The 23,165-nt window shown below is 74.1% G+C and carries 18 protein-coding genes and 1 riboswitch; of the genes, 15 read left to right on the forward strand and 3 right to left on the reverse strand.

Features of this window, described 5'->3' with window-relative positions:
• Positions 1-53: 53 nt before the first annotated feature.
• Positions 54-1,181, reverse strand: coding sequence for an alpha/beta hydrolase (locus tag ABT245_RS23795; RefSeq protein ID WP_351736698.1), 1,128 nt, complete (start codon positions 1,179-1,181; stop codon positions 54-56).
• Between the two features lie 470 nt (positions 1,182-1,651).
• Positions 1,652-2,392 (reverse strand): class II aldolase/adducin family protein, encoded by a 741-nt coding sequence (locus ABT245_RS23800; RefSeq protein WP_502982174.1) that lies wholly within the window; start codon positions 2,390-2,392, stop codon positions 1,652-1,654.
• Between the two features lie 160 nt (positions 2,393-2,552).
• On the opposite strand from ABT245_RS23800, the gene ABT245_RS23805 reads away from it, so the two are divergent.
• From ABT245_RS23805 to cobI, 9 genes are all read left to right on the forward strand, one after another.
• A complete protein-coding gene (locus ABT245_RS23805; protein ID WP_351736700.1) occupies positions 2,553-3,809 on the forward strand; it encodes an inorganic phosphate transporter in 1,257 nt (418 codons plus the stop codon).
• Between the two features lie 53 nt (positions 3,810-3,862).
• Complete coding sequence (locus ABT245_RS23810) at positions 3,863-4,084, forward strand: hypothetical protein (RefSeq protein ID WP_351736702.1); 222 nt, start codon at positions 3,863-3,865, stop codon at positions 4,082-4,084.
• 265 nt (positions 4,085-4,349) lie between these two features.
• Positions 4,350-4,489: riboswitch (cobalamin riboswitch) on the forward strand.
• A gap of 101 nt (positions 4,490-4,590) precedes the next feature.
• Positions 4,591-5,532: a cobalamin biosynthesis protein gene (locus ABT245_RS23815; protein ID WP_351736704.1), complete on the forward strand. Its 942-nt coding sequence runs from the start codon at positions 4,591-4,593 to the stop codon at positions 5,530-5,532.
• The gene (locus ABT245_RS23820) at positions 5,529-7,040 is read left to right on the forward strand and encodes a cobyric acid synthase (protein ID WP_351736706.1); all 1,512 of its coding nucleotides are present in this window, start codon (positions 5,529-5,531) and stop codon (positions 7,038-7,040) included. The genes ABT245_RS23815 and ABT245_RS23820 overlap by 4 nt, the downstream gene beginning before the upstream one ends.
• Positions 7,037-10,687, forward strand: coding sequence for a cobaltochelatase subunit CobN (cobN, locus tag ABT245_RS23825; protein ID WP_351736708.1), 3,651 nt, complete (start codon positions 7,037-7,039; stop codon positions 10,685-10,687). Before ABT245_RS23820 ends, cobN begins: the two co-directional genes overlap by 4 nt.
• Positions 10,688-10,856: 169 nt before the next feature.
• Entirely contained in the window at positions 10,857-12,857 is a 2,001-nt protein-coding gene (locus ABT245_RS23830; protein ID WP_351736710.1) for a putative cobaltochelatase, read from the forward strand.
• Entirely contained in the window at positions 12,857-13,471 is a 615-nt protein-coding gene (gene cobO, locus ABT245_RS23835) for a cob(I)yrinic acid a,c-diamide adenosyltransferase (protein ID WP_351736712.1), read from the forward strand. The genes ABT245_RS23830 and cobO overlap by 1 nt, the downstream gene beginning before the upstream one ends.
• Positions 13,465-14,841 carry a cobyrinic acid a,c-diamide synthase CobB gene (locus ABT245_RS23840; RefSeq protein WP_351736714.1) on the forward strand — a complete coding sequence of 459 codons (1,377 nt, stop codon included), beginning with the start codon at positions 13,465-13,467 and terminating at the stop codon, positions 14,839-14,841. The genes cobO and ABT245_RS23840 overlap by 7 nt, the downstream gene beginning before the upstream one ends.
• Positions 14,838-15,569, forward strand: a complete 732-nt coding sequence (gene cobI, locus ABT245_RS23845; RefSeq protein ID WP_351736716.1) for a precorrin-2 C(20)-methyltransferase — start codon at positions 14,838-14,840, stop codon at positions 15,567-15,569. The genes ABT245_RS23840 and cobI overlap by 4 nt, the downstream gene beginning before the upstream one ends.
• Before the next feature lie 17 nt (positions 15,570-15,586).
• Here cobI and ABT245_RS23850 read toward each other — a convergent pair whose 3' ends face one another.
• Positions 15,587-16,714 carry a ZIP family metal transporter gene (locus ABT245_RS23850; protein WP_351736718.1) on the reverse strand — a complete coding sequence of 376 codons (1,128 nt, stop codon included), beginning with the start codon at positions 16,712-16,714 and terminating at the stop codon, positions 15,587-15,589.
• 95 nt (positions 16,715-16,809) lie between these two features.
• On the opposite strand from ABT245_RS23850, the gene cobM reads away from it, so the two are divergent.
• From cobM to cobC, 6 genes are read left to right on the forward strand one after another with little or no spacing between them, the layout of a single operon-like run.
• Positions 16,810-17,628 carry a precorrin-4 C(11)-methyltransferase gene (gene cobM, locus ABT245_RS23855; RefSeq protein ID WP_351736720.1) on the forward strand — a complete coding sequence of 273 codons (819 nt, stop codon included), beginning with the start codon at positions 16,810-16,812 and terminating at the stop codon, positions 17,626-17,628.
• 5 nt (positions 17,629-17,633) lie between these two features.
• Positions 17,634-18,866 (forward strand): precorrin-6y C5,15-methyltransferase (decarboxylating) subunit CbiE, encoded by a 1,233-nt coding sequence (gene cbiE, locus ABT245_RS23860; RefSeq protein ID WP_351736792.1) that lies wholly within the window; start codon positions 17,634-17,636, stop codon positions 18,864-18,866.
• A complete protein-coding gene (gene cobJ / locus ABT245_RS23865) occupies positions 18,863-20,557 on the forward strand; it encodes a precorrin-3B C(17)-methyltransferase (protein ID WP_351736722.1) in 1,695 nt (564 codons plus the stop codon). Before cbiE ends, cobJ begins: the two co-directional genes overlap by 4 nt.
• Entirely contained in the window at positions 20,554-21,144 is a 591-nt protein-coding gene (locus ABT245_RS23870) for a precorrin-8X methylmutase (RefSeq protein ID WP_351736724.1), read from the forward strand. Before cobJ ends, ABT245_RS23870 begins: the two co-directional genes overlap by 4 nt.
• Positions 21,141-22,076, forward strand: a complete 936-nt coding sequence (locus ABT245_RS23875) for a sirohydrochlorin chelatase (RefSeq protein WP_351736726.1) — start codon at positions 21,141-21,143, stop codon at positions 22,074-22,076. Before ABT245_RS23870 ends, ABT245_RS23875 begins: the two co-directional genes overlap by 4 nt.
• A complete protein-coding gene (gene cobC / locus ABT245_RS23880) occupies positions 22,066-23,145 on the forward strand; it encodes an Rv2231c family histidinol phosphate aminotransferase CobC (protein WP_351736728.1) in 1,080 nt (359 codons plus the stop codon). Before ABT245_RS23875 ends, cobC begins: the two co-directional genes overlap by 11 nt.
• The last annotated feature ends 20 nt before the right edge of the window (positions 23,146-23,165 follow it).

Below are 23,165 nucleotides of genomic sequence, written 5' to 3' on the forward strand. Positions count from 1 at the left end.
CTGGGGCGGCCGGGCCACGATCAGGCCACCGGTACGGAGTTAAACGGAATGGATTACATGAGCGGAGTCAGGAACCGGCGCAGCTGTTCCTCGTACTCCTCGGGGTCGGCGTTCCACATGGCCGCGTGCGGGGCGTCCGGGACGGTGTGCAGGGCGACACGGTCCGGGCGGCGGTCGGCGAGACGCCGGGAGTACGCCCAGGGGGCCACGGTGTCGCCCGGGCCGTGGATGATCAGGGTGGGCACATCGAGCCGGGCGGGGTCGGCGGCGTCGGCGAGGCCGTCGGGGTGCAGACCGGTGCGCCCCTGCGCGGCGCGCACGGCGAGCGGCAGCACGGCGTCCGGCGTGTGGCGGGCCGAAGCCAGGGCGCGCAGCGTGGCCGGCCAGTCCAGCACCGGCGAGTCCAGGACGAGCCCGGCGATACGGTCCCGTTCGGGTGAGCGGGCGGCGGCGTGCAGGGCCATGGTGGCGCCGGTGGACCAGCCGAGCAGGATCACGCGGCCGGCACCGTGCCGGAGGGCATAGCGGATCGCGGCGTCCAGGTCGCGCCACTCGGTCTCGCCGAAGTGGTTCAGGCCATCGGGCCTGCGGGGTGCGCCGAGGTCGCCGCGGTAGGCGAGGGCGAGCACCGGAAGGCGCCTGCGGTGCAGGAATTCCATGACGTTAAGGGCCTGTTCACGGGTGGTGCCCAGACCGTGCACGGCGATCACCCAGATGTCCCGGTCGCCGGGCACGAACCACGCGGGCAGCGGGCCGAGTTCGCCGGGTACGTCGATGTCGGCGTGGTCGAGGTCGAGGGCGGAGGCCGGGTTGCCGATGTGCACGTTCGGGGTCAGCCAGACCTTGTCGCCGACCCCGAGGGTGCCGTGGGTGACGCCTTGCAGACGGCGTACGACCGTGTCGGCGGTGCTCCGGACGGATTCCAGGACCGGGCCGACGACGGCGTGTGAGCCGTCGCCCGCGAGGCCGTAGGTGCCGGGGCGCAGGGAGGCCAGGTCGCGGGTGAGGGTGATCTGGCCCGCGGCCGTGCCGTGCACGGTGAGCCGGGGTTCGGTGGGCAGGGGCCGGCCGGCGGGCGCCTTGAGCGCGGCGTCGCTCGCCAGGCGTCCGGCGGCCACGCCGGCCGCGCCGGCTGCCAGGGCCGCGGTGAGGGCGGCGGCCGTCGCTGTGACAGTGCGCACGGAATCCAGTGTGCTGGGGGAGGGGGATGGGGGGCCAGTGGAAACGGGGGGTTCTTCGGCCGGGTTGCGCAGTTCCCCGCGCCCCCGGGGGAGGCGGTGCGCGTTGCGTTGCCAGTGCGGGATGTCTGTGGTTTGTTGCCCAGTTCCCCGCGCCCCCGGGGGAGGCGGTGCGCGTTGCGTTGCCAGTGCAGGTTGCCTGTGGTTTGTTGCCCAGTTCCCCGCGCCCCCGGGGGAGGCGGTGCGCGTTGCGTTGCCAGTGCGGGTTGCCTGTGGTTTGTTGCCCAGTTCCCCGCGCCCCCGGGGGAGGCGGTGCGCGTTGCGTTGCCAGTGCGGGTTGCCTGTGGTTTGTTGCGCAGTTCCCCGCGCCCCCGGGGAGGGGGTGCGCGTTGTGGTCTCGGTGCGGGGTGTCTGTGGTTTGTTGCGCCGTTCCCCGCGCCCCTGGGGCGGTTGGCGCGCGGTTTCTCGTGGTCCTAGCTTGCGGCGTTCTGTGTTTCTGGGGGCTGGCCGTAGGTGTGGAGGTGCGTTGCTGCTTCTGTCAGTTGGGTGGGGGTCAGGAGGGTGGGGGTGTGGCCCGGTACCGAGGATGCCGTCAGCCACAGGCGGCACATCCACTCCAGTTGGGCGGTGCGGTCGTAGGCCTGGTCGAGGGTGGTGCCGTAGGTGAGGGTGCCGTGGTTGCGCAGCAGGCAGCCGGAGCGGCCGGCGAGGGCGCGGAGCATGTTCCGGGCCAGTTCCTCGGTGCCGTACGTGGCATACGGCGCGACGCGGACGGGGCCGCCGAGCGCCGCCGTCATGTAGTGGATCGCGGGCAGTTCGGAGACCAGCGTCGAGACGGCCGTGGCGTGCACGGCGTGGGTGTGGACGACGGCTCGCGCGTCCGTGGCGCGGTAGACGGCGAGGTGCATGGGCAGTTCGCTGGTGGGCACCAGCGTGCCGAGCACCTGCCGGCCGTCGAGGCGCACGCCGGTCACGTCGTGCGGCGTGAGCCGGTCGTACGGCACACCCGAGGGCGTGACCAGCACGGTGTCGCCGACGCGCACCGAGACATTCCCCGAGGTGCCGACGACCAGCCCGTCGGACACGGTGCGGCGAGCCGCGCCGACCAGAGCCTCCCAGGCGTGTGCCACCTGTGCCGTCATGCCCTGAGGAACGCCCTGCGGAATGCTCCGATCGGTGCCCTGATCCATGACCTCGTCCATGCCCTCGTCCATGCCCTGATCCTGCCGGGTGACCCAGGTCTCCTCAACGGGTCACGGCGGCCACCGCGGGAGCGCCGTCGGCGACACCATGAATCCCTCCTCAGTTCACCTTCCGTTCATCCAGGTTGCCTACGTTCAACCGGCCAATGACTTCGAACGATTGCCTGGGTAAATGGAAAGCTTCTCGCTGATCCTCGCGATTGTGGTGATCACCGCACTCGCGTTCGATTTCACGAACGGTTTCCACGACACCGCCAACGCGATGGCCACGACCATCTCGACCGGTGCGCTCAAGCCCAAGGTCGCGGTGGCCATGTCGGCCGCACTCAACCTGGTGGGCGCCTTCCTCTCCGTGGAGGTCGCCAACACGATCTCCAAAGGTCTCGTCGACGAGACCGGCATCCGTCCCGAGGTCATCTTCGCCGCCCTGGTGGGCGCGATCCTCTGGAACCTGCTGACCTGGCTGGTGGGCCTGCCCTCCAGTTCCTCGCACGCCCTGATGGGCGGCCTGATCGGCGCCACCGTGGCCTCCGCCGGCGCGGGCGCCGTGCACGGCGACGCGCTCGTCACCAAGGTCCTCATCCCGGCGCTCGCCGCGCCGGTCGTCGCGGGCGTGGCGGCGCTGCTCGCCACCCGCCTGTCGTACCGGCTCGGCGCGAAGGCGGACGGCAGGGCCGCCGAGAAGGGCTACCGGGCCGGCCAGATCGCCTCCGCGGGCCTGGTCTCCCTGGCCCACGGCACGAACGACGCCCAGAAGACGATGGGCATCATCACCCTGGCACTGATCGCCGGCGGCGCCCTCGCCCCCGGCTCCAACCCTCCCACCTGGGTCATACTCTCCGCCGGCCTCGCCATCGCCCTCGGCACCTACCTCGGCGGCTGGCGCATCATCCGCACGATGGGCAAGGGCCTGACCGACCTTCGGCCGCAGCAGGGCTTCGCCGCCCAGACCAGTGCGGCGACCGCCATCCTGGCCTCCTCGCACCTCGGCTTCTCCCTCTCCACCACGCATGTCGTCTCCGGTTCCGTGATGGGCGCGGGTCTGGGCCGCAAGGGCGGCGTGGTCCGCTGGTCCACGGCGACCCGGATGGTCGTCGCCTGGGCGCTGACGCTGCCGGCCGCCGCGCTGGTCGGCGCGCTCGCGGAGACCGTCACGGATCTCGGCGACTGGGGCACCGGGTGTGTGGCCGTCTTCCTGGTCGCAGCCGCCGCCGCGATCTGGAAGGTGTCCCGGCGCGAGGTCGTCGACCACAGCAACGTCAATGACACCGGCGAGCCGGCCGGTGTGGTGACCGCCGCGATCGCCGCCGTGGCACCTCCGGCGGTGGGTACCCCGGCCGAGAATCTGACGGCCACGATCCCGTCTCCGCCGGTGTCCGCGGGCCCGGCCGTCGCCGACCAGGCCGTACCGCCGGCCGCCGCCGTCTGACCGTACGGCCCCCTCCCCCACCCCCTCCCTCCGGTACCCAAGGAAGCATCTGCATGAAGATCGACTGGGCGGCCCTCGGCTCCGTCTTCGGCGTCAGTCTCGCGGTCACCGTGGCGCTGGTGGCCGTCTTCACCCTCGGCGTGGCCGGCCTGTCGCGCCGCGAACGGGCCGCCGCCCGGGGCGGATCCGCCGGCCTCGCGCTGACCGCCGCGTACACCTGCTTCGCGGCGTGCGCCGCCGCGGTGGCCTACGGGATCCACCTGATCACCGCCTAGGAGCATCCTGCAAATCTTGAAATCGCGCCCGGCTTGCTCCGCTTTGGGTCGATTGACATTTACCGGCAATCAGGGGTAAGCCGGGCGGTCAAAGCAAGATCTTCAGCAGTCTCCTAGGCATGGGGCCGCCGCCCGCCGAGGTCGACGAAGGCTTCCGTCCGGACCGGTCCGGGCGGGAGCCTTCCGTGTGCCGCACCGTGCGTGCCACGGTGCCGGTATGAGCCTCGGCACACTCTCCCCTCGCAGGTCAACGGCAAGTTGACGGCCCTTCCAGGGCCGTGGTGGACTGCCGGAGCCATGTACGGCGGCACGAGAGGAAGCCGGTGCGAATCCGGCGCGGTCCCGCCACTGTCACCGGGAAAGAACTTCCCGGGAGCCAGGAACTCTCACCGCCGGTCTCGTCGAACCAGGGCGTGGACACCCTGAGTGAGGACATATCGCCATGCTCGGCTGCGCATTGAGGTACAGCACCAGGTCGCTTCCCGACCCCACGGCCGGCTGAGCCGGTGCGTGCCGAGCGCGTCTTCGCGTACGGCGCCGCCCTCGGCCTCCTCGGTGACCTGCTCGTCGGCGATCCGCGCCGCGGGCATCCGGTCGCCGTGTTCGGGCGTGCGGCCGGCGCGGCGGAGCGGGCGCTGTGGCGGGACCACCGCGGGTGGGGAGCCGTGCACACCGCCGTGTGCGTCGGCGGCGCCGCGGCCCTCGCGGCCGTGGCCCAGCGGACCGTACGCCCCTCCCCCGCCGCCTCCGTAGCGCTCACCGGGGCCGCCACCTGGGCGGTGGTGGGCGCCACTTCGCTCGCCCGGGAGGCCCGGGCGATCGGGCGGGCCCTCGGCACGGGGGACGTCGCGGCGGCCCGGGCACGGCTGCCGCATCTGTGCGGGCGGGACCCGCAGGCCCTGGACGCCGACGGGATCGCCCGTGCGGTCGTGGAGTCCGTGGCCGAGAACACCTCCGACGCGGTCGTCGGGGCCCTGGTGTGGGGGGCGTTGGCCGGGGTGCCCGGGCTCGTCGGGTTCCGGGCCGTGAACACCCTCGACGCGATGGTCGGGCACCGCTCGCCGCGCCACCGCCGGTTCGGCTGGGCCGCGGCGCGGCTCGACGACGTCGCCGGCTGGCCGGGGGCCCGGCTCACCGCCGTGCTCGCCGCCGTCTGCGGGCCCGATGCGCGGGGCGCCGTACGGGCGTGGCGGGCCGACGCCCGCCGGCATCCGAGCCCCAACGCCGGTCCCGTGGAAGCGTCTTTCGCGGGGGCGCTGGGGGTGCGGCTCGGCGGGACCCTCTCGTACGGGGGGCGCGTCGAGCACCGGGCCGTGCTCAACGGCGGCGGCCGTGCCGTCGCCGTCGCGGACATCGAACGTGCCGTACGGCTCTCCCGCCGGGTCGGCCTGCTCGCCCTCGGCGTGGTGGCCGCCGCGCGCCTCACCGCGAAGGGACACGGGTCATGACCGGTGGGGGTCTCCTCGTCGCCGGCACCACCTCCGACGCCGGCAAGAGCGTGGTCACCGCGGGAATCTGCCGGTGGCTGGTGCGGCAGGGGGTCAAGGTCGCGCCGTTCAAGGCGCAGAACATGTCGCTGAACTCGTTCGTCACCCGGGAGGGCGCCGAGATCGGGCGGGCCCAGGCCATGCAGGCCCAGGCGTGCCGGATCGAGCCGACCGCGCTGATGAACCCGGTGCTGCTCAAGCCCGGCGGGGAACAGAGCAGTCAGGTCGTGCTGCTGGGCAGGGCCGTGGGCGAACTGAGCGCGCGCGGCTACCACGGCGGGCGGCAGCAGCGGCTGCTGGGCACCGTCCTCGACTGTCTCGCCACGCTGCGCTCCACGTACGACGCCGTGATCTGCGAGGGCGCGGGCAGCCCGGCGGAGATCAACCTGCGGCGCACCGACATCGTGAACATGGGCATCGCGCGGGGCGCGCGGCTGCCCGTGCTGGTGGTCGGTGACATCGACCGCGGGGGCGTCTTCGCGTCGTTCTTCGGGACCGTGGCGCTGCTGTCACGCGAGGACCAGGAGCTGGTCGCCGGGTTCCTCGTCAACAAGTTCCGCGGGGACGTGGGCCTGTTGGAGCCGGGCCTGGACATGCTGCACGCCCTGACGGGGCGGCGCGCCTACGGCGTCCTGCCGTTCCGGCACGGACTCGGCATCGACGAGGAGGACGGGCTTGCGGTCTCGTTGCGCGGCGCGGTACGGGAGTCGGCCGCCACCGAACCCGTGGGCGAGGATGTGCTGCGGATCGCCGTGTGCGCCGTGCCGCTCATGTCCAACTTCACCGACGTGGACGCGCTGGCCGCCGAACCGGGCGTGGTGGTGCGGTTCGTGGACCGTCCCGAGGAGATGGCCGACGCCGACCTCGTGGTCGTCCCGGGGACCCGGGGCACCGTCCGGGCCCTGGAGTGGCTGCGGGAGCGCGGCCTGGCCCGGGCGCTGCGCCGCCGGGCCGGCGAGGGCCGCCCGGTCCTCGGCATCTGCGGCGGCTTCCAGATCCTCGGCGAGCACATCGAGGACGAGGTCGAGTCGCGGGCCGGACAGGTGCCGGGGCTCGGCCTGCTGCCGGTGCGGGTGCGGTTCGCCCGCGAGAAGACCCTCGCCCGGCCCACCGGCGCGGCCCTCGGCGAGCATGTCGAGGGCTATGAGATCCACCACGGCGTCGCCGACGTCACGGGCGGCGAGCCCTTCCTGGACGGCTGCCGGGTCGGCCGGACCTGGGGCACGCACTGGCACGGCGCGCTGGAGTCGGACGGTTTCCGGCGGGCGTTCCTGCGCGAGGTGGCGGCCGCCGCGGGCCGCCGCTTCGTACCGGCCGCCGACACCTGCTTCGCCGCGCTGCGCGAGCAGCGGCTCGACCGGCTCGGCGATCTGATCGAACAGCACGCGGACACGGACACGCTGTGGCGGCTCATCGAGTCGGGCGCGCCACGAGGACTGCCCTTCATTCCACCGGGAGCGCCCGCATGAGCACAGTGTTGTTGTTGTCGACGGCCGACACCGATCTGCTGGCGGCGCGTGCCGCCGACGCGTCCTATCTGATCGGCAACCCGACCCGGATCGATGTCGCCGAGGAGCTTTTGGCGCTGCTGCGGCGCGCCGACCTCGTCGTCGTCCGGCTGCTGGGCGGCAAGCGGGCCTGGGAGGACGGGCTGGCCGCGGTGCGGGCGTCCGGCGTGCCGGCCGTGCTGCTCGGCGGCGAGGCCGTCCCGGACGCCGAGTTGATGGCCGAGTCGTCCGTGCCCGCGGGTGTCGTGGCGCAGGCGCTGCGCTATCTGGTGGAGGGCGGGCCCGCCAATCTCGGCGAACTCGCCCGGTTCCTGTCCGACACGGTGCTGCTGACCGGCGAGGGCTTCGAGGAACCGCGGAAGATGCCGGAGTACGGCGTCCACGGCGAGCGCGCCCTGGTCGCGGACCGCCCGACCGTCGGTGTGCTCTTCTACCGGGCCCACGAACTGAGCGGCAACACCGCGTTCGTGGACACCCTGTGCGACGCGATCGAGGCGCGCGGCGCCAACGCCCTTCCCGTGTACTGCGGTTCGCTGCGCGGCGCGGACGCCGGGCTGTACCGGGTCCTCGGCCGGGCCGACGCGCTGGTGGCGACCGTGCTGGCCGCGGGCGGCACCCACGCCTCGCAGGCGTCGGCCGGCGGCGACGAGGAGAGCTGGGACGTCGGGGCGCTCGCCGACCTCGACGTCCCCGTGCTGCAAGGGCTGTGCCTCACCTCGTCGCGGGAGGCGTGGGCGGCGTCGGACGCGGCGCTCTCCCCCATGGACGCGGCGATGCAGGTCGCCATCCCGGAGTTCGACGGACGGCTGATCACCGTGCCGTTCTCGTTCAAGGAGCGGGGACCCGACGATGTGCCGGTGTACGTCGCCGACCCGGAGCGGGCCGGGCGGGTCGCCGGAATCGCCGTGCGGCACGCCCGGTTGCGGCACCGGCCGAACGCCGAGAAGAAGATCGGGTTGGTGTTCACGGCGTACCCGACCAAGCACTCCCGGGTCGGCAACGCGGTCGGCCTCGACACGCCCGCTTCGGCGGTCCGGGTGCTGGACGCGCTGCGCGAGGCGGGCTACTCGCTCACCGAATACCCCGCGGGCGGCGATGAGTTGATCCACCGGCTGATCGCGGCCGGCGGGCACGACGTCGAGTGGCTGACGGAGGAGCAACTGGCCGCCGCGCCCGCCCGGGTGCCGCTCGCCGACTACCGGGCGTGGTTCGACACACTCGACCCCGAGCTGCGCGACGCCATGCTGGAGGCGTGGGGCGAGCCGCCGGGCGGCCTGTACGTCGACGGCGAGGACATCGTGCTGGCCTGCCTCCGGTTCGGGAACGTCGTCGTGATGATCCAGCCGCCGCGCGGCTTCGGCGAGAACCCCATCGCGATCTACCACGACCCCGACATGCCGCCGTCCCACCACTATCTGGCGGCCTACCGCTGGCTGGAGCACAGCTTCGGCGCCGACGCGGTCGTGCACATGGGCAAGCACGGCACGATGGAGTGGCTGCCGGGCAAGGGCCTCGGTTTGAGCGCCGGCTGCGCCCCGGACGCCGTCCTCGGCGAGCTGCCCCTCGTCTACCCATTCATCGTCAACGACCCCGGTGAGGGAACCCAGGCCAAGCGGCGCGGCCACGCCACCGTCGTGGACCACCTCGTGCCGCCGATGGCCCGCGCCGACACCTACGGCGACCTGGCCAAGCTGGAGCAGCTGCTGGACGAGTACGCGCTGGTCTCCGACCTGGACCCGGCGAAGGCGCCCGCGGTGCGCAGCCAGATCTGGACGCTGGTGCGGGCAGCGGAACTCCACCGCGATCTGCAGGTCGACGACCAGCCGGACGACGATGAGTTCGACGAGTTCGTCATGCACATCGACGGCTATCTGTGCGAGATCAAGGATGTGCAGATCCGGGACGGCCTGCACATCCTGGGTGGCGGCCCGGTCGGCGAGCCGCGGGTGAACCTGGTGCTGGCCGTCCTGCGGGCGTCCCAGGTGTGGGGCGGGCAGGCCGACGCCCTGCCGGGGCTCAGGGCCTGTCTCGCCGCCCGTTTCGGGCTGGTCGAGAAGGAGTTGCTGGCCGAGCCCGGCGCTGCGGTGAAGGTGCCGGTGGAGCTGACGGACCTGGTGCATGGCCCGTCCCGTACGGCCGCCGACGCGATCGACCTGCTGGAGCAGCTGTGCCGGCGGATCGCGGAGGGCATGGAGGCCCGCGGCTGGGCGACGGCCGAGAGCGCGCCCCTGGTCCGCGAGGTGCTGGGCGGCGAACTCCCCGACGCGGTGGCCGTGCTGGAGTTCGCGTGCACCGAGGTCGTACCGCGACTGGCCCGCACCGGCGACGAGATCGGGCACATCCTCCGCGCGCTGGACGGCGGTTATGTCCCGGCGGGTCCTTCGGGCTCGCCCACCCGCGGACTGGTCAACGTCCTGCCGACCGGCCGGAACTTCTACTCGGTCGACCCCAAGGCCATTCCGTCCCGGCTGAGTTGGGAGGTCGGTCAGTCGCTCGCCGACTCGCTGGTGCAGCGGTATCTGAGCGACACCGGCCAGTACCCGAAGTCCGTCGGTCTGACGGTCTGGGGTACGTCCGCGATGCGTACCCAGGGCGACGACATCGCGGAGATCCTGGCGCTGCTGGGCTGCCGCCCGGTCTGGGACGACGCCTCGCGCCGGGTGACCGGCTTCGAGATCGTGCCGCTCGCCGAACTCGGCAGGCCCCGTATCGATGTCACGGTCCGTATCTCGGGCTTCTTCCGGGACGCCTTCCCGCATGTGGTCGCCTTGATCGATGACGCGGTACGGGCGGTCGCGGAGCGGGACGAGCCCGCCGAGTCCAACTATGTGCGGGCGCATGTGGAGCAGGACGCGGCCGAGCACGGTGACCGGCGGCGCGCGACGGCCCGCGTCTTCGGCTCGAAGCCGGGTGCGTACGGCGCCGGACTGCTGCCGCTGATCGACGCACGCAACTGGCGCTCCGACGCCGACCTGGCCGAGGTGTACGCCGTCTGGGGCGGCTACGCGTACGGACGTGGGCTCGACGGGCGGGCGGCGCGCGGCGACATGGAGACGGCGTTCCGGCGGATCGCGGTAGCGGCGAAGAACGTCGACACGAGAGAGCATGACATCGCCGACGCGGACGACTACTTCCAGTACCACGGCGGCATGGTCGCCATGGTGCGGCACCTCACCGGGGCCTCGCCGGAGGCGTATGTCGGCGACTCGGCCGTACCGGACCAGGTGCGGACGCGGACGCTCGGCGAGGAGACACACCGGGTCTTCCGGGCGCGGGTGGTCAATCCGCGCTGGATGGCGGCGATGCGGCGGCACGGCTACAAGGGTGCCTTCGAGATGGCCGCGACCGTGGACTACCTGTTCGGCTACGACGCGACGGCGGGCGTGGTCGACGACTGGATGTACGAGAAGCTCAGCGCGGAGTACGTCTTCGACGCCGAGAACCGGGACTTCATGAAGAAGTCCAACCCATGGGCGCTGCGCGGGATCACCGAGCGCCTGCTGGAGGCGGCGGACCGCGGCCTCTGGGCGGAGCCGGACCAGGAGACCCTGGACCGGCTCCGGGACACCTACCTCGAACTTGAGGGAGATCTGGAGGGCGGCGAATGAACGCTCTCCGCACCCCCGCGTCGGCGGGGACAACAGCGCGCGGACGGCCGTCGATTTGGCGGTGCCCGGATCACCCCCGCGCCAGCGGGGAACATGCCCACACCCTGTCAGCTGCAACGGCCTGCGACGCACGGTCATCGCACCAGCCACTCAAAGGAGTGATCTCGGCGTGAGTATCCCCTATCCGTTCACTGCCGTCGTCGGGCAGAACGATTTGCGGCTGGCCCTGCTCCTCAACGCAGTGAGCCCTGCCGTGGGCGGAGTGCTGGTCCGAGGGGAGAAAGGGACCGCGAAGAGCACGGCCGTACGCGCCTTGTCCGCGCTGCTGCCGCAGGTGGCGGTCGTCCCCGGATGCCGCTTCTCCTGCGACCCGGCGGCACCGGATCCGGCGTGCCCGGACGGGCCGCACAAACCGGGCCCGGGAGTCGAACGGCCGGCCCGCGTGGTCGAGCTGCCCGTCGGCGCCTCCGAGGACCGGCTGGTCGGCGCGCTGGACATCGAGCAAGCGCTGGCCGAGGGCGTGAAGGCCTTCGAGCCCGGCCTGCTCGCCGACGCGCACCGCGGCATCCTCTACGTGGACGAGGTCAACCTGCTCCACGACCACCTGGTCGACCTGCTGCTGGACGCCGCCGCGATGGGTGCCTCGTACGTCGAGCGCGAAGGGGTCTCCGTGCGGCATGCCGCGCGTTTTCTGCTGGTCGGCACCATGAACCCCGAAGAGGGCGAACTGCGCCCGCAGTTGCTGGACCGGTTCGGGCTGACCGTCGAGGTGGCCGCCTCGCGGGAGCCGGAGCAGCGAGTGGAGGTCGTGCGGCGCAGGCTCGCCTACGACGACGACCCCGTCGGTTTCGCCGCGCGCTGGGCCGGCGAAGAGGCCGCCGTACGGCAACGGGTCCTCGCGGCTCGGGGACTGCTGCCGCGGGTGCTGCTGGGCGATGGCGCGCTGCGGCAGATCGCGGCGGTGTGCAGCGCGTTCGAGGTGGACGGCATGCGCGCCGACATCGTGATGGCGCGCACGGCGACCGCGCTGGCGGCCTGGGCGGGCCGGACCGATGTGCTCGCCGAGGACGTACGGCAGGCGGCGCTGCTCGCGTTGCCGCACCGGCGCCGACGCAATCCGTTCGACGCGCCTGGCTTGGACGAGGACAGGCTGGACGACACGCTGGAGGAGTTCTCCGGGCAGGACGAGGGCGACGACGATCCCGATCCCGATGGGCCCGGCGACGGCGGTGGGCAGCCGGGGCCCGACAGCGGCCCGCAGGGCGACGGGGACACCGCCGCACCGCCCGAGGCCGGTGAGGGCGGCGAGCCGCAGGCGTCCGGCGGGCGGGAGCAGTCGGCCGTACGGGCCGGCGAACCGTTTCGCACCAAGGCGCTGAGCGTGCCCGGGATCGGTGAGGGTGCCGCCGGACGGCGGTCCCGGGCGCGGACCGAGCACGGGCGCACCACCGGCGCCCGCCGGCCCCGGGGTGCGCTGACCAGGCTGCATCTGGCCGCCACCGTGCGGGCCGCCGCCCCGCACCAGCGGGCGCGTGGCCGCACCGGACCCGGGCTTGTGCTGCGCCGTGACGATCTCAGGCAGGCGGTGCGCGAAGGTCACGAAGCCAATCTCGTGCTGTTCGTCGTGGACGCCTCCGGGTCGATGGCGGCGCGGCAGCGGATGGGTGCGGTGAAGGGCGCGGTGCTGTCGCTGCTGCTCGACGCCTACCAGCGGCGGGACAAGGTGGGACTGGTGACGTTCCGGGGCACGGCGGCCGATGTCGCGCTGCCGCCGACCTCGTCGGTGGACACGGCGGCGGCCCGGCTGGAGTCGCTGCCGACCGGCGGGCGGACGCCGCTCGCGGCCGGGCTGCTCAAGGCGCACGAGGTGCTGCGGCTGGAGCGGCTGCGGGATCCGGCGCGCCGGGCGCTGGTCGTGGTGGTGACCGACGGGCGCGCCACCGGCGGCCCCGATCCGGTCGCCCTCGCCGGGCGTGCGGCGCGGCTGTTCGCGGCCGAGCAGGTCGCCTCGGTGGTCGTGGACTGCGAGTCGGGGCCGGTGCGGCTCGGGCTCGCCGGGCGGCTCGCTGACGAGCTGGGAGGTACGGCCGTCACGCTGGACGCATTGCGTGCTGATGCGATCGCCGGTCTGGTCAGGGATGTGCAGGGCGCGCCGAGGAGGGCCGCGTAATGCCGCAGGGACAGCCGAGTGTGGTGCCCGACGACGGGCTGACGACGCGTCAGCGGCGCAACCGTCCGCTCGTCGTGGTCCACACGGGTGTGGGCAAGGGCAAGTCCACGGCCGCTTTCGGGCTTGCGCTGCGCGCCTGGAACCAGGGCTGGCCGATCGGGGTGTTCCAGTTCGTCAAGTCGGCCAAGTGGAGGGTCGGCGAGGAGCGGGCGCTGCGGGTGCTCGGCGATTCCGGCGAGGGCGGGTCCGTCGTCTGGCACAAGATGGGCGAGGGCTGGTCCTGGGTGCAGCGGGACACACTGGACAATCCGAACAACCTGGGTAACGCGGAGAAGGCCCGGGAGGGCTGGGAGCAGGTCAAGCGGGACCTGGCGGCGCAGACGTACGGGCTGTACGTGCTCGACGAGTTCGCGTACCCGTTGCACTGGGGCTGGGTGGACACGGGCGAGGTGATCGAGGTGCTGCGCGACCGGCCCGGCGCCCAGCACGTGGTGATCACCGGGCGGCACGCGCCCGCCGGGCTCGTGGACTTCGCCGACCTCGTCACCGACATGTCGAAGGTCAAGCACCCCATGGACGTGGGCCAGAAGGGCCAGCGGGGCATCGAGTGGTGAGGTCCGTACCCCGTCTGGTCATCGCCGCGCCCGCGTCGGGCAGCGGCAAGACCACGGTCGCCACCGGGTTGATGGCGGCGCTGGCCGGGCGGGGGCTCGCCGTGTCCCCGCACAAGGTCGGCCCCGACTACATCGACCCCGGGTATCACGCGCTGGCCACCGGGCGGGTGGGCCGCAACCTCGACGCGTATCTGTGCGGTCCCGAGCTGGTCGGCCCGCTGTTCCTGCACGCGGCGCACGGCTGTGACATCGCCGTCGTGGAGGGCGTGATGGGGCTGTACGACGGTGCCGCGGGGGAGGGCGAGCTGGGGTCCACGGCGCAGGTGGCGAAGCTGCTGCGGGCGCCGGTCGTGCTGGTGGTGGACGCGTCCGCGCAGTCGCGGTCGGTGGCGGCGCTGGTGCACGGGTTCGTGTCCTGGGATCCGCAGATGCGGATCGGCGGGGTGATCCTGAACAAGGTGGCGTCCGACCGGCACGAGGAGCTGCTGCGGGAGGCGTTGGAGTCGGTGGGGGTGCCGGTGCTGGGGGTGCTGCGGCGGGCGGCCGCCGTGGCGACGCCGTCCCGGCATCTGGGGCTTGTGCCGGTCGCCGAGCGCCGGTCGGCGGCGGTCGACGCGGTGCGGGCGATGGCGGCGCTGGTGTCCGAGGGGTGCGATGTGAGCGCGCTGGCGGCGCTTGCCCGAGCGGCGGGTCCCCTTCCGGAGGGCTCGGCCCCCTGGAACCCCGCCTCGGCCGCGGCGGGTTCACAGCCGCCGGCCGGGCGGGCGGCGCCGACCGTGGCCGTCGCCGGCGGCCCCGCGTTCACGTTCTCCTACGCGGAGCACACCGAACTGCTCACCGCCGCCGGCGCCGACGTCGTGACCTTCGATCCGCTCCGGGACGAGCAACTGCCCGACGACACGGCCGGGTTGGTCATCGGCGGTGGTTTTCCCGAGATGTACGGCGCCGAGCTGTCCGCCAACGAGCCGCTGCGCGAGGCCGTCGCCGGGCTGGCACGGCGAGGTGCGCCGCTCGCCGCGGAATGCGCCGGACTGCTGTATCTGTGCCGGGAGTTGGACGGCCGGCCCATGTGCGGGGTGCTGGACGCCAGCGCGCGGATGACTGAGCGGCTCATCCTCGGCTACCGGGACGCGGTCGCCGTCAGCGACAGCGTGCTGGCCGGGGCGGGCACCCGGATGCGGGGGCACGAGTTCCACCGGACCGTCGTCGCGCCGGGCGCGGGGACGGCCCCGGCGTGGGGCGTGCGGGGCCCGGAGCGGCGCGTCGAGGGTTTTGTGCAGCACGGGGTGCACGCGAGTTATCTGCATACGCACTGGGCCGCCCGGCCCGGCGTGGCCCGTCGGTTCGTGGAGAGGTGCCGGACGTCATGAGCAGCAGGCTGATCGGGGTCGGGGTGGGTCCCGGCGACCCGGAGCTGGTGACCGTGAAGGGCGTGAACGCGCTGCGCGCCGCCGATGTCGTGGTCGTACCGGTGATGGACACCGGGGAGCGCGGGCGCGCGGAGGCGACCGTGTTGCACTACGTGCCCGCGAAGAAGGTGGTCCGGGTGGTGTTCGCGCTCAACGAGCGCACGGACCGGGCCCGGCGGGAGACCGCCTGGGACGCGGCCGGGGAGCGGGTCGCAGGGTTGCTGCGTAAGGCCCGGACCGTCGCCTTCGCGACCATCGGCGACCCGAACGTGTACTCCACGTTCACCTATCTCGCCCAGACGGTCGCTCGGCTGGCACCGGGGACCGTCGTGCAGACCGTGCCCGGGATCACCGCGATGCAGGACCTGGCGGCCCGGTCGGGCGCCGTGCTGACGGAGGGGACCGAGCCGCTGACGCTGGTGCCGGTGACCGCCGGGGCGTCCGCGCTCAAGGACGCGCTGGCCGGGCCCGGCACGGTCGTCGCGTACAAGTTCGGGCGGCAGGCCGGGGAGGTGGCCGAGGCGCTGCGGGTCACCGGGCGGCTCCAGGACGCCGTGTGGGGCTCGGCGCTCGGCCTGCCGGAGGAGTCGGTCCGGCCCGCCGCCGACCTGGACGGGGCGCCGCTGCCGTATCTGTCCACGCTCATCGCGCCGGCCCGGCGCGACGGCTCCCGCGGCGGCAAACTGTGAGCGTCGTCGGGGCGCCCTCAGCCGGCGACGCCCACCACCAGCCAGATGAACGCGGCCCCCGCGATGGTGCACAGCACGGTCGAGCGGGCGGGGTGCCGGTGGTGCGCCTCGGGCAGGATCTCGGCCGCGGCGAGGTACAGGAGCACACCGCCGAAGAGGCCGAGATAGCCGCCGAGAGCCTGCTCGGGGATGGTGAAGAGCGCCGTCGACAGGGCGCCGATCAGCGGGGCGCAGGCGTCGGCGAACAGCATCGCGAGCGCCTTGCGGCGGGCGTTGCCGTACAGGCTGGTGAGGGTGAACGTGTTGAAGCCGTCCGCGAAGTCGTGGGCGATCACCGCGAGCGCGACCGCCACGCCCATGCCGCCGTCGACCTGGAAGGCGGCGCCGATGGCCACGCCGTCCATGGCGCTGTGCCCCACCATCGCACCGGCCGCGGTGAGCCCCACCTCGGGCGAACGGTGGTCGTGGGAGCGCGGCACCCCGGCGGTCTGCGGCACCGCGTCGGACACGGGCGAGCCCGCCGGACCGAGAGGCCGGGCATCGCCACCCGCCCGATCCGCCGTGGACGCGGGGTCGGACACCGCGGAACCCGGCGGGCCGAGGAACTGGACCCCGCCACCCGCCCGGTCCCCCGCCGGCACGGGACCGGACACCGCAGAACCCGAGCGGCCGAGAGGCCGGGCATCGCCACCCGCCCGGTCCGCCGCGGACGTGGGATCGGACACCGGGGAACCCGGCGGGCCGAAGGACTGGACCCCGCCACCCGCCCGATCCGCCCCCGGCGCGGGACCGGACACCGCAGAACCCGAGCGGCCGAGAGGCTGAGCCTCGCCACCCGCCCGGCCCGCCGCCGCGGGCGCCGTGCGTTCTGTGGCGCCGTGGGCCGTGCGGCGGGCCGCCAGGAGGCGTTCCACCAGATGGGCCAGGAGGAAGCCGGCCACGAACAGCAGCAGGGCGGCCGGCACGCCGAACACCTCCCGGCCGGCCACCGCCAGCGCCTCCGGCAGCAGATCGAAACCGACCACGCCCAGCATCAGGCCGCCGGCCAGGCCGAGAACCAGGTGGCGGCGGTCGGTCACCCGCTGTGCCGTCCAGCCGCCGGCCAGCGTCATCAGGAACGCGCCGAGCGCGACGAAGACAGCCATGGGCCCTTGCTATCCGATCAGCCGCCGACCGCGCGCATCCGGCCCGCGCACCCACCGCACCAACCGTGATATTTCGTACGAGAGGACCCCTTCCCATGGCCGATGCCCCCACCGGCAAGGTGACCTTCGTCGGTGCCGGCCCGGGCGCCGCCGATCTGCTGACGTTCCGTGCCGCGCGCGCCATCGCCGAGGCCGATGTGGTGATCTGGGCGGCCAGCCTGGTCCAGGCGGAGGTTCTCGACCACGCCCGCGAGGGCGCGCGGATCCTGGACTCGGCGACCATGGCGCTGGAGGACGTCGTCGCCGTCTACCGGCAGGCGCACGCCGAGGGGCTGCGGGTCGCGCGGGTCCACTCCGGCGACCCGGCCCTGTGGGGCGGCACCCAGGAACAGCTCGACCGGTGCGCGGAGATCGGGCTCGAGACGGAGGTGGTGCCCGGGGTCTCCGCGTTCTCCGCGGTCGCCGCGATCGCCCAGCGGGAGCTGACCGTTCCCGAGGTGGCGCAGTCCGTGGTGCTTACCCGGCTCGGCGGGGGCAAGACGCCGATGCCGGCCGGCGAGGAGGTGCGCGAGTTCGCCCGGCACGGCACGACCATGGCGGTGTTCCTGTCCGCCGCGCGCAGCGGGCAGCTGGTGCGGGAGCTGCTGGAGGGCGGCTATCCGACCGGCACCCCGGTGCTGGTCGCGTACCGGGCGACCTGGCCCGACGAGCTGGTGGTGCGCTGCACGATCGACACGCTGGAGGAGACGGTCAAGCAGCACCGGCTGTGGAAGCACACGCTCTTCCTGGTCGGCCCGGCCCTGGACGCGCACGGCACCCGTTCGCACCTCTACCACCCCGGTCACTTCCATGGCTTCCGCAGGGCCGACCCCGAGGCCCGCAGGGCACTGCGTGAGCGGGGCGCGACCCCGTGAGGCCGTTGATCACCGTCGTCGGCACGGGTACCGGGGCGCCGGTACGGCAGGACGTCCTGGCCGGTGCCGGGCTGGTCGTGGGCGCGCGCCGGCACCTGGACGCCGTACCGCTGCCGGAGGGGGCCGAACGGCTGGTGCTCGGGCCGCTCGGACCCGCCCTCGACACCATCGCGGCCTATGTCGGGGCGGCCCGGCCGGTCGTGGTGCTGGCCTCCGGGGATCCGGGGTTCTTCGGGATCGTGCGGGCGCTGGCCGAGCGGTTCGGGTCCGGGCTGCTCGCTGTGCGGCCCGGTGTCTCGTCGGTCGCGACGGCGTTCGCGCGCATCGGGCTGTCCTGGGACGACGCGGTCGTGGTCAGCGCGCACGGGCGGGCCCTGCGCACCGCCGTCAACGTGTGCCGGGCGCACCCCAAGGTGGCCGTGCTGACCGGTCCTGGCGCGGGCCCCGCCGAGCTGGGGGCCGCGCTCGACGCGGGCCGGGTCCTCGTCGTGGCGAGCGCGCTCGGCGACCCCGCCCGTGAGCGGGTGGAGCGGGTCACGCCCGCCGAGGCCGCAGCCCGCGACTGGGGCACCGCGGTGAACGTGGTCGTCTGCCTGGACGAGGCACGCGCGCCGGGAGCGGTGCGCACGGTGGCCGGGCCGGACGCCCGGCCGTCCCGGTGGGCCCTGGACGAGGCCGAGTTCGTCCACCGCGACTCGATGATCACCAAGTTCGAGGTGCGGGCGCTTGCCCTGGCCCGGCTCGGGCCGCGCCTGGGCGACCTGGTGTGGGACGTCGGCGCGGGCTCCGGTTCGGTGGCCGTGGAGTGCGCGCGGCTCGGTGCCGCCGTCGTGGCCGTCGAGAAGAGCGCGGACGGCGTCGAGCGGATCCGTGCCAACGCGGCGGCGCACGGCGTCGACGTACGGGCGGTGCACGGGACGGCGCCGGCCGTACTGACCGCACTGCCCGACCCCGACGCCGTGTTCGTCGGCGGCGGCGGCCGGGAGCTGCCCGCCGTCGTCACGCAGTGCGCCCGGCGGGCCCGGCGGACGGTGGTGATCGCCGTGGCCGCCCTGGACCGGGTGCCGGCGGCGCGCACGGCGCTCACCGCAGCCGGGTTCTCCTGCGACGGCGTGCTGCTGCAGTCGTCGCGGCTCGCACCGCTGCCCGGGGATGTGACCCGGCTGGCCGCGACCAATCCCGTGTTCCTGCTGTGGGGCGAACGGCCCCACGCGCGTGTCGAAGGAGTTGCTCAGTGATCGGCCTGATTTCCGCCACGGCTGCGGGGGCGGCGGCGCGCGACCGGCTGGCCACGGCCTGGCCGGACCGCACCCGGGTGTACGACGGCCCGGTCAAGGACGCCGTACGGGCCGCGTTCGCGGAGTGCGAGCAGCTGGTGTGCTTCCTGGCGACGGGGGCCGTGGTACGGCTGATCGCGCCGCTGCTCGGCGACAAGACGGCCGACCCGGGCGTGGTGTGCGTGGACGAGGGCGGCCGGTTCGCCGTGTCGCTGGTCGGCGGGCACGGCGGCGGAGCCAACGAACTCGCCCGTGAGGTGGGCGGGTTGCTGGCGGCGACGCCGGTGGTGACGACGGCGACGGACGCGGTGGGCGTGCCCGGCCTCGACACTCTCGGGCTGCCGGCCGAGGGCGCCGTCGCGGCCGTCACCCGGGCGCTGCTGGACGGCGAGCCGGTCGCCCTGGACGCCGAGGTGACCTGGCCGCTGCCGCCGCTGCCGGTCGCCGCCGAGGGCGCGTACACGATCCGGGTGACCGACCGGGACGTCGTACCCGGACCGCGCGAGGTGGTGGTGCGCCCGCCGACGCTGAGGGTCGGTGTCGGCGCTTCCCGCGGCGCCCCGGCCGAGGAGGTGCTGGAGCTGATCGCGGACGCCCTGCGCAACGCCGGTCTTTCGGCCGCGTCCGTCGCCGAACTCGCCACCGTGGACGCCAAGTCCGCGGAGCCGGGCATCGTGGCCGCCGCCGCACGGCTCGGTGTGCCCCTGGAGACCTGCTCCGCCGAGGAGTTGGCGGGCGTCGACGTGCCGAACCCGTCCGCCGCGCCGCTCGCCGCCGTCGGCACCCCGTCCGTCGCGGAGGCCGCCGCTCTGCTGCGCGGCGGCGAACTCCTCGTGCCCAAGCGGAAGTCGGCCGGGCGGCCCGCCACGGCGACCTGCGCGGTGGTCCGGCGGCCCGCGCGCGGACGGCTCGCGGTCGTCGGGCTCGGACCCGGCGCCCGTGATCTGCTCACGCCACGCGCCGGGGCCGAACTGCGGCGCGCCTCGGTGGTCGTCGGTCTGGATCAGTACGTCGAGCAGATCCGTGACCTGCTGCGGCCGGGCACCCGGATCCTGGAGTCGGGCCTCGGCGCCGAGGAGGAGCGGGCCAGGACGGCGATCGCCGAGGCCCGTGCGGGCCATGCGGTCGCGTTGATCGGGAGCGGGGACGCCGGCGTGTACGCGATGGCGTCGCCCGCGCTCGCCGAGGCGTCCGACGACATCGACGTGGTCGGCGTGCCGGGCGTGACGGCGGCGCTGGCCGGCGCGGCGGTCCTGGGCGCGCCGCTGGGCCATGACCATGTGTCGATCAGCCTGTCCGACCTGCACACGCCGTGGGAGGTGATCGAGCGGCGGGTGCGGGCCGCCGCCACGGCGGACCTCGTGGTGACGTTCTACAACCCGCGTTCCCGGGGCCGCGCCTGGCAGCTGCCCAGGGCGCTGGCGATCCTCGCCGAGCACCGCGCGCCGGCCACCCCGGTCGGTGTCGTACGCAACGCCTCGCGGGCCGACGAGTCGAGCAGGCTGTCCACCCTCGGGGCGCTCGATGCGGCGTGGGTGGACATGATGACGGTCGTGACGGTGGGCAACACGGCGACCCGTGAGATCGCGGGACGCATGGTGACGCCGCGCGGCTACCGCTGGCAGGACACCCGGCAGGAGGAGTCCCGGTGAACCGTGTGATCCACCCGATCGAGCAGGAGTCCTACCGGCGGCTGCGCGCCCGTCTTGACACCTCGCGCTTCGCGCCGCTGACCCGGGCCGTGGTGGAGCGGGTCATCCACTCCGCCGCCGATCTGGACTACGCGCACGACCTCGTCATGGCCGAGGACGACCTGGTGCGGGCGCACGCCGCGCTGCACGCCGGGGCGCCGGTCGTCGTGGACGTGGAGATGGTCGCGGCCGGCATCACCCGCCGCAGGACCGTCTGCCGGCTGCGGGACGCCGAGTCCAAGCCGGGGCTGACCCGTTCGGCGCAGGCGGTCCGGCTCGCGTACGAGGACGTCGGACCCGGGGCGCTCTGGGTGATCGGCTGTGCGCCGACCGCCCTGGAGGAGCTGCTGACGCTGGACGCCTCCCCCGCGCTCGTCATCGGTCTGCCCGTCGGCTTCGTCGGCGCGGCCGAGTCCAAGGCCGCGTTGCGCGCGAGCGGGCTGCCCGCCGTCAGCAACGTCTCCGAGAAGGGCGGTTCGGCGGTGGCCGCCGCCGCCCTCAACGCCCTTTTGTACCACCCGACTTCACCGACCGAGGAGATTCAGTGACCACCCCGCCGCCCGCTCTGCTCATCGCCGGCCACGGCACCCGGGACGAGGCCGGAGCCGAGGCGTTCCGGTCCTTCGTGCGGGAGTTGGGCCGTCGTCACCCCGAACTGCCCGTGGCGGGCGGCTTCATCGAGCTGTCCCCGCCGCCGCTGGGCGAGGCCGTGACCGCACTGGTGGAGCGGGGCGTGCGCCGGTTCGCCGCCGTGCCGCTGATGCTGGTGTCCGCGGGCCACGCCAAGGGCGACATACCGGCGGCGCTGGCCCGGGAGAAGGAGCGGCATCCCGGCGTCTCGTACGCCTACGGCCGCCCGCTGGGCCCGCATCCGGCGCTGCTGGACGTGCTGGAGCGGCGGCTCGACGAGGCGCTCGGCGGCGCCGCCCGCACACCCGCCGACCGGGCCGATGTGACGGTGCTGCTGGTCGGCCGGGGCTCCACCGACCCGGACGCCAACGCCGAGGTGTACAAGGCGGCGCGGCTGCTGTGGGAGGGACGCGGGTACGCGGGCGTGGAGACGGCGTTCGTGTCGCTGGCGGCGCCGGACGTGCCGAGCGGCCTCGACCGGTGTGCCCGCCTTGGGGCGCGCCGCATCGTGGTCCTGCCGTACTTCCTGTTCACCGGCGTCCTCCCGGAGCGGGTGCGGCAGCAGGCCGAGGGCTGGGCCGCCGCGCACCCGGAGCTGGACGTGCGCTGCGCCGATGTCATCGGGCCCGAGCCGGAACTGCTCGACCTGGTGATGGAGCGGTACGCGGAGGCCGTCCAGGGCGATGTGCGGATGAACTGCGACGCGTGCGTGTACCGGATCGCGCTGCCGGGTTTTGAGGACAAGGTGGGCCTGCCGCAGCAGCCGCACTTCCACCCGGACGACGACGGCCACCACGACGGCCACCACCTCGGAGGGCACCAGCACGGCGGGCACGCCCATGCCCACTGAGGACGCCGCCGTACCCGATCTGCGCCACCACGGCGACGCGGAGGTCCGCGACGACGGCTCGGCGCTGGTCGACCTCGCGGTCAATGTCCGTAATGGCACCCCGCCTGACTGGCTGCGGGAGCGGATCGCCGAGTCGCTGACCGCTCTCGCGGCCTACCCGGACGGGCGGGCCGCGAGGGCGGCGGTGGCGGCACGGCACGGGGTCGGGGCGGACCGGGTGCTGCTGACCGCGGGCGCGGCGGAGGCGTTCGTGCTGCTCGCCCGCGCCCTGAAGGTGCGCCGGCCGGTGGTGGTGCATCCGCAGTTCACGGAGCCGGAGGCGGCGCTGCGGGACGCGGGGCACACGGTGGACCGGGTGCTGCTGCGTGCCGAGGACGGCTTCCGGCTGGATGCGGCGGATGTCCCCGAGGACGCCGACCTGGTGGTGATCGGCAATCCGACGAACCCCACCTCGGTGCTGCACCCGGCCGCGACGCTTGTCCGGCTCGCCCGCCGCGGGCGGACGCTGGTGGTGGACGAGGCGTTCATGGACGCGGTGCCCGGCGAGCGCGAGGCGCTGGCCGGCCGGACGGATGTGCCCGGCCTGGTCGTCCTGCGCAGCCTGACGAAGACCTGGGGTCTGGCGGGGCTGCGTATCGGCTATCTCCTGGCGGCCGAGGAGACCGTCGCGGAGCTGGCGCGGGCCCAGCCGCTGTGGCCGGTGTCCACGCCGGCCCTGGCGGCGGCGCGGGCGTGTGTGACGCCCCGGGCGCTGGCGGAGGCGGCGCACGCGGCCCATCGGATCGCGGCCGACCGGGCCCACCTGGTGGCGGGCCTGTCCGCGTTCGCCGCGCGCGGGGTGCGGGTGGCGGAGCCGGCCGAGGGACCGTTCGTCCTGGTCCGCGTCGCGGACGCGGCCGGGGTACGGCGGCGGCTGCGCGACCTCGGGTACGCGGTGCGCCGCGGGGACACGTTCCCGGGGCTCGGCGCGGACTGGGTCCGGGTGGCGGTACGCGACCGGACCACGACGGACGGCCTGCTGCGCGCGCTGGACGCGGCGCTGCCCGGTCCGGCAGGCTCCCCGACCTGACCGGCCCCGGACTGCCCTCT

Origin of the sequence: Streptomyces sp. NPDC001508 (genome assembly GCF_040298665.1) — a bacterium.
GTDB lineage: Bacteria > Actinomycetota > Actinomycetes > Streptomycetales > Streptomycetaceae > Streptomyces.